The 7,017-nt window shown below is 56.2% G+C and carries 6 protein-coding genes; 4 read left to right on the forward strand and 2 right to left on the reverse strand.

Annotated elements, in window-relative coordinates:
* Position 1: 1 nt before the first annotated feature.
* Positions 2-1,537 carry a B12-binding domain-containing radical SAM protein gene (locus N3G78_06010; GenBank protein MCX8117467.1) on the reverse strand — a complete coding sequence of 512 codons (1,536 nt, stop codon included), beginning with the start codon at positions 1,535-1,537 and terminating at the stop codon, positions 2-4.
* A 139-nt stretch (positions 1,538-1,676) separates the two neighbouring features.
* On the opposite strand from N3G78_06010, the gene N3G78_06015 reads away from it, so the two are divergent.
* From N3G78_06015 to N3G78_06030, 4 genes are all read left to right on the forward strand, one after another.
* Positions 1,677-2,972, forward strand: coding sequence for an extracellular solute-binding protein (locus N3G78_06015; GenBank protein MCX8117468.1), 1,296 nt, complete (start codon positions 1,677-1,679; stop codon positions 2,970-2,972).
* Between the two features lie 75 nt (positions 2,973-3,047).
* Entirely contained in the window at positions 3,048-4,730 is a 1,683-nt protein-coding gene (locus N3G78_06020; protein ID MCX8117469.1) for an iron ABC transporter permease, read from the forward strand.
* Positions 4,730-5,812 (forward strand): ABC transporter ATP-binding protein, encoded by a 1,083-nt coding sequence (locus N3G78_06025; GenBank protein ID MCX8117470.1) that lies wholly within the window; start codon positions 4,730-4,732, stop codon positions 5,810-5,812. Before N3G78_06020 ends, N3G78_06025 begins: the two co-directional genes overlap by 1 nt.
* A 48-nt stretch (positions 5,813-5,860) precedes the next feature.
* Positions 5,861-6,652 (forward strand): HAD-IIA family hydrolase, encoded by a 792-nt coding sequence (locus tag N3G78_06030; protein ID MCX8117471.1) that lies wholly within the window; start codon positions 5,861-5,863, stop codon positions 6,650-6,652.
* Here the strand turns inward: N3G78_06030 and N3G78_06035 are convergent.
* Positions 6,638-7,017, reverse strand: a 380-nt coding sequence (locus N3G78_06035; protein MCX8117472.1) for a heterodisulfide reductase-related iron-sulfur binding cluster, incomplete at its 5' end; no start/stop codon positions are given. The genes N3G78_06030 and N3G78_06035 overlap by 15 nt on opposite strands.

The following is a 7,017-nucleotide window of genomic DNA, read 5'->3' on the forward strand; positions in this document are numbered from 1 at the left end:
TCTATGTAATGGATTTTCTCTTCGAAGTCAAGCCATGGGTCTTGGCCTTAGGCCGTTGACCCTCCGTGGTCTTGCGAAAATGGAATCCGTAAATGGCCAGCTCAATGGCCAGGGGAAAGGACCTCGGTCTCCGGGCAAGGGTCCAGAGAAAGAGCTTCCAATATTGGAAACGTTCCTTTCCCACGATGCCCAAGCGGACCATGGAACGGAAAAAGGCGTAGGCATTTTCGGATAGCCCTCGGAAATTTAGAGGAAAGTAAATCTTGGGAGGATGATATTCCCGGAGAAAGGTCTTCACCCGCTGATAATAGGTCCGGGGTGAATAGAGGTAGTGAAGGACTTCACGGTACCCCTTTCCGAGCACCTCCCGGTTCATGACAGGGATGATGTTGGTTGTCCCATCCCCGTTGTCTCCCGAGAGGCGGTCGAGGAGACGGCCTGCCTGTTTCAGCCGTTCGTAGAGCTTCGTGCCCGGAGGGGCCTGGAGCAATCCCACCATGGCGGTCACGATCCCGGTTTTTTGGATGAAATCCGTCAGCCGCCGAAAGGTGAGGGGAGAGTCGCTATCAAATCCGAGGATGAATCCGGCCTGGACCTGAAGGCCTGCCCTCTGGATCCGTTTGACATCTTCGACAAGGTTCCGGTTCAGGTTCTGTTTTTTACTGCATTCCGCCAGGCCATCTTCGTTGGGCGATTCGATGCCGATGAAGACCTTGTCGAACCCTGCCCTGACCATCTTCTCCATCAGGGGGAGGTCATCGGCAAGATTGATGGAGGCTTCGGTATTGAAGAGGAATCCTCTCTTGTCCTTCCGCCACTCTATCAAGGCGGGAAGGAGTTCGTTCTTGAGAATCGTCTTGTTTCCGATGAGGTTGTCGTCCACGAAAAAGACCCCTCCGCGCCAACCCCTTTGATACAACCTCTCCAGTTCTTCGATCATCTGGGCGGCACTTTTGGTGCGGGGTTTGTGACCGAAGAGGGTCGTGACATTACAAAATTCGCAGTTAAAGGGACAGCCCCGGGAAAACTGGACCGGCATGGAGGCGTAATCCTTCAGACGGATCAGCTCCCACATCGGTGGAGGGGTCTTTCTGAGGTCCGGGAAGTCGGAAGTGGAGTAAAGCCGTTTGGGAGAGCCTTTGGCCAGGTCCTCGAGAAAGGGGGGAAGGGTTAACTCCGCCTCATTCAGGACGAAATGGTCCACCTGATCGAACTGGTCATACTCCGTGGTAAAAAGGGGGCCTCCTGCGATGACCCGAAGGCCGGCCTCTTTGCATCGGGCAATCGTCTTGCGCGCGGAGTCCCTCTGGACGATCATGGCACTGACCAGGGCCACATCGGCCCACGAGAGGTCCTCGTGCGTCAGTCTCCTGACGTTGAGATCGATCAGGCGTTTGTTCCACTTCCGGGGCAACAGAGAGGCGATGGTGAGAAGCCCGAGGGGCGGGGAGGTGGCCTTTTTTCGGATAAATTTGAGGGCGTGTTTGAAACTCCAGAAGGTCTCCGGGACCTCGGGATAAAGGAGAAGGGCGTTCATTCAATGACCTTGAACCATCATAAAATTTCGAAGAGGGATTGTCAATTTTTGCTCCGATTAGGCCTGTCCCCACTTCTTGACTTTTTTCAAAAAGGTAAATTAAGATGGTGAAAAAATTCACCCGAAAGGAGGGCTTCGCATGAACGGAAAGGTTCTTCTAACAGGTCTCTGCCTGTTGGCCATGATCCTCCTGCTATCAACCTATCCGGCCGAAATTCAGGCGCAGAAGGAGAAGGTGGGCTGGGTGGGCCCGGTTTACAAAGAGCTGTCCGACAGCCTGATGAAGGGTTTCAAAGAATATTACAAGAAGACCTATAACAAGGAGATCGAGATCACCTTCATCCGGCCAGGTGGGTGGCCGGTCTGCGTCGATAAGGTGAGGGCGTGGAAGGGAAAGCCGGATGCCGACGTCTTTTTAGGCGCCGGTGCCCCCGCTTTCGAGGTGATGGAGAAGGAAGGGCTGATCGTCCCATACAAACCGAAGGATTGGGATAAGATCCCCGCGACCTGGGGCGGCATGATGGTGAAAGACCAGAAGTTCATGTGGACCTGTTTCGCCCCCTGGATCGTCACCAACATCTACAATGAGAGGGTCCTGAAGGCCTTGAAATTGCCCGTTCCCAAGACCTGGAAGGATCTGCTCAATCCCATCTACCGGGAATATATCGTACAGACCCTCCCTTATGCCTCCGGGACCCAGCACGAGGTGATCGAGATCCATCTCCAGAGTTTCGGAGAGAAGGAGGGATGGGCTTATAACCGTCTGCTTGCGGCCCAGTTAGCGAGATTTTCGACCGGAAGCGTCGATACCCTCCATATGGTCAACCGTGGGGAGGTGCCGATCGGAATCGCCCAGCCCCAGATGAATGCGATGGGTGCAAGGGCGGATGGTTATCCCGTCAGGGATCTGCTTCCGGATAAGACCATATTGGTCCCGGAAGCCGTGGGACTTCTTAAAGGGGCGCCCAACGAGGCCAACGGGAAGATCTTCATCGACTGGCTCTTCAGCTTGGAGGGGCAGAAGTATGTGCTTGAGGGTCGTTACTTCCCCGCCCGGACGGATATCAAGTTCTCGGTCTGGGAGAAAGAGGGAGTGGCCATGGCCAAACATGCCCAGGAGGCCTTGGGTGTGGATTCCTTCTGGGACATGAAGGTCGGTTTCATCAACTACAATCTCGAACTGGCCACGAAGCGATGGGACGAGGTCAACCGCTATTATGAGATGGAGATCTACCGGAAATGGCGGGAGCTGAAGAGCAGCCTCTTTTTGATCGAAGAGGTCGAAGGCGAGATCGAGGCGGCCAAAAAGAGAGGGCTGGACATCACCAAGGCGGAGGCCAAGATCAAAGAGGCTCGAAGGCTCTTTGAGTACGAAGGGGCCTATGCCTCCGCCAGGCTTGCGGCCACGGAGGCCAGAACCTTGCTGGTCAAGTAACCCTCTAAATTCAACCGTGGGGAAGGCGGGGGTGAGCGTGGGGCTCACCCCAACCCTTTTCTCCAAGGGGAATCCATGTCCCGGGGAAACCTTCTCATCTCCGCGATCCTCTGGTCGGTCATCGTCCTCTTCGTCCTTTACCCGCTCTCCTTCCTCCTCATCGAAAGTTTTAAGATCGCCGGGACCGATCGTTACGGCCTTCAGAATTATATCGACTTCTTTAAGGACCCCTACTATTTCAAGACCTTCGGCAATACCCTCCTCTTGGCGATGTTGGTCCTGGCCACCACGACCTTGGTGGGATTGCCGCTGGCTTACATCCTCGCAAGGTACCGGTTGAAGGGAAAGGTCCTCTTCACGGCCCTCATCCTCCTTCCCATCGTCCTGCCTGCCTACGCCGGGGCCTTTGCCCTGATCGTCCTCTTCGGGAAGATGGGAACCCTGAACCTCCTCCTGATGGAGTGGGGGGTGATCGCCAAACCCATCAATTTCATCTTCGGGCTTCACGGCCTGGTCTTCATCCAGTCTCTCCATCTGCTGCCCTTCATCGTGCTCAGCCTTTCGGCAGGGTTCACCAACATCGACCCGTCTCTCGAGGAGGCGGCCGAGGTGGAAGGGGCGAGTGGATTTAAAAGATTTTTGACGGTGACGCTGCCGCTGACCAGTCCGAATTATCTTGCCGGAGCGGTGATCGTCTTTTTATGGCCTTTCACGGACTGGCTGACCCCCCTGATCTTCGGGCAACAGGACTATCTCCCCTCGATCGCCTATATCAACATCGCCTACCATTTTACCGACATGCACCGGAAGTATATGGGCATCGTTTCGGTGGTGGTCTCCTCCCTCATCTGCGTGGGGATCTTTTTGGCCTCCAAGAGATGGGTGGAGAGAAAGAAGTACACCGCCCTCTCCAAAGGGACCACGCTCGAGGGAAGGATCATCGAGGCCGGACTATTGACCAAGGCGGGCGCCTATACCTATATGTTTTTCATCGCCCTGCTGGTCTTGCTCATCCCCATCGTGCTCGGGCTCTCGGCCTTTTCGAGACGGTGGGTCCTCCAGCCCTTTCCCACCTACTGGACCTTGGACAATTTCAGGCTCATCTTCCTCGAAACACCCATGCTCCTCAAGAACTCCTTTCTCTTCAGCGCGGTGGCCCTTCTGTTCGGGGTGGCCTTCGGGCTGCCTGCGGCCTATCTCATCACCCGCACGAAAGTGCGTGGGAAGGAGGCCCTCGATTTTATCATCACCCTGATGCTGGCCTTTCCTGGGATCGCCGTCGGGGTGAGCTATCTGCTCGCCTTCTGGCACGGCATCCCGCTGGCGACCCACTGGATCATCATGCCCCTGTCCCTTTTCGTTCGGCGCCTTCCCTATTTTCTGCGGATGGCCCATGCCTCCTACTTACAGCTCGATGTCTCCCTGGAAGAGGCCTCGGAGGTCTCCGGAGCGGGAAAATTCAAGACCTTTGTGAACATTTCGTTGCCCTTGCTGCTCAAGGGCGTCTTCGTCGGTCTGGTGATGTTCTTCATCATGGCCTTTCAGGAGATCTCGACCGCGATCTTTCTCTATCGAGGGGGATGGGAGACCCTGCCCATCGGCATCTATCTCAACTGGCACAGAGGGATGGAGTTCGGGATTGCAGGGGCCATGGCCTTTCTCATGATCGTGATCATCTTCATCTTGCTCTTGATCGTGGCCAGGGTCGGCGGCGGGATCCTGGGAGCGGCCTGGGGCTCCTCAGGGGGGAAGTATTGATGGCCTTCATCAAGATCGAAAGACTCTATAAAAAGTTCGGCGCTACGGTCGCCATCAACCATATCGACCTGGAGGTGACGAAAGGGGAGATCCTGACCCTGCTGGGGCCAAGCGGATGCGGAAAGACAACGACCCTGAGGTGCATCGCCGGCCTCGAGAGGCCGGATGAAGGGGATGTGGTGATCGAGGGAAGGCCCATGTTCTCAAAAGGGTTTGTCCCGCCCTCGCAGCGTGAGATCGGGATGGTCTTTCAGAACTACGCGGTCTGGCCCCACCTGAGGGTTTTTGATAATGTGGCCTATGGATTGAAGCTCCAGAAGTTGCCCAAACAGGTCATCAAAGAGAAGGTAAGGGAGACGTTGGCCTTGGTCGGATTGGAGGGGCTCGATAAGCGATATCCAAGCCAACTGAGTGGGGGCCAGCAGCAACGGGTTGCCCTGGCCAGGGCCCTGGTGAGGAATCCCAAGGTCTTGTTGCTGGACGAACCGCTGAGCAACCTCGACGCCAAATTGAGAGAGAGGATGAGGTTCGAGATCAAAAGCCTGGTTCGGCGGATGAACATGACCTCCGTCTATGTGACCCACGATCAGGCCGAGGCCATGGTCATCTCGGACCGGATCGCGGTGATGGATTCGGGCAACATCGTCCAGATCGGACCGCCGGAGGAGATTTATAAGAGACCGGCCAATCGGTTTGTCGCCGATTTCATCGGCACGACCAATTTCATCCCCGGAGAGGTGGTCGACATTGGGGGAGAGAAGGATTGGATCTCCGTCAGAACAGAATTTGGCCCGACGATCCTCTGCCGGGTCTTCGACTCCGAAGCCATCGCATCCCATCAGAGGATCCACCTCTCCATCCGGCCCGAAGACATCGAACTCTATGACCGGCCACCTGAAAAGGAGGAGAACCTCCTTAAAGGGAGGATCGTCCATCGGGCCTATCTGGGAAACATCCTCAATTACTTCGTCCAAGTGGACCATACCCTGATCCGAGTTCAAGCCCCCTATGATAGGAGACATGAGGAAGGGGAAAGCCTCTTTCTCTACCTCAATCCGGAGAAGTGCCTTGCCTTGACCTGAGGTCCGTATTTTAGACGGAGCAGGGTGGGTTAGCCGAAGGCCGCAGAGATGTTCAAAGGGTTTATCTTCGATCTCGATGGGACGGTCTATTTAGGGGACCGTTTGATCCCCGGGGCAGAGCGGGTGATCGAGAGGCTCCGGAGATCGGGCCGAAAGGTCGTCTTTCTTTCGAACAAACCCCTTCAGACCCGCGAGGATTATGCCTCCAAATTGACCCGCCTCGGCATTCCCACACGGCCCGAAGAGGTCATCAATTCCACCTTCGTCATGGTCCACTATTTAAAGAGGCATGCCCCGGAGGCGAGGCTCTTCGTGGTCGGAGAGCCCCCCTTCATCGAGGAGCTGAAACGGGCGGGTTTCACGGTCACCGAGGAGCCTTCTGAAATCGACTATGTGATCGCGGCCTTCGACCGGACCTTCGACTACCGGAAATTGAACATCGCCTTCCAGGCGATCAAAAGATTCGGGGCCCATTTCATCGCCACCAATCCCGACCGAACCTGCCCGGTCGAAGGGGGTGAGATCCCGGACTGTGCGGGGATGATCGCGGCCATCGAGGCCGTGACCGAAAAGAAGGTGGAGCTCATCGTGGGCAAACCCTCTCCCCTCATGGTCGAGACCCTCTTGGAAGTCTTGGGTTTGGCGCGGGAGGAGTGCATCCTGATCGGGGATCGCCTCGAGACCGATATCCGGATGGGAAAGGAAGCTGGCATCGCCACGGGCATCGTCCTCACCGGCGTCACCGACGAGAAGGCCCTCATGCGGTACAAACACACTCCCGAGCAACCCGACTTCGTCTTCGAGAGCATCGCCGATGTGGAGAATCTATTGATCGGGTGAGGCCTCCCTTCCTTTCAAGGCGTCTCGGTAAATCTGGACCGGGTGGAGCACCTTCAGGCCGGTGAGGTGACGGATCTGAAGGCGACACCCCTCACAATCGGTCAAAACGACCTCGGGGTGGAGACGCTCGATCGCCTCCTTTAAATCCCTCCCGATCTCCTGGGAGATGTCGTACTTTTCCTTTTTGAAGCCGAAGGTCCCGCCCAGGCCACAGCAGTCGGCCTCGACGTTTTCAATGTTGAGGCCCGGGATGAGTCTCAAAAGTTCAAGGGCCGGCAGGCCGATGCCGAGGGAGCGAAGATGGCAGGGAGCGAAGTAGGCGGCCTTGAGGTCCAGTTTCTTAAAATGGGTGTTGAGGGAGCCTG

It is taken from the genome of Thermodesulfobacteriota bacterium (assembly GCA_026415035.1).
GTDB lineage: Bacteria > Desulfobacterota > BSN033 > BSN033 > UBA1163 > RBG-16-49-23.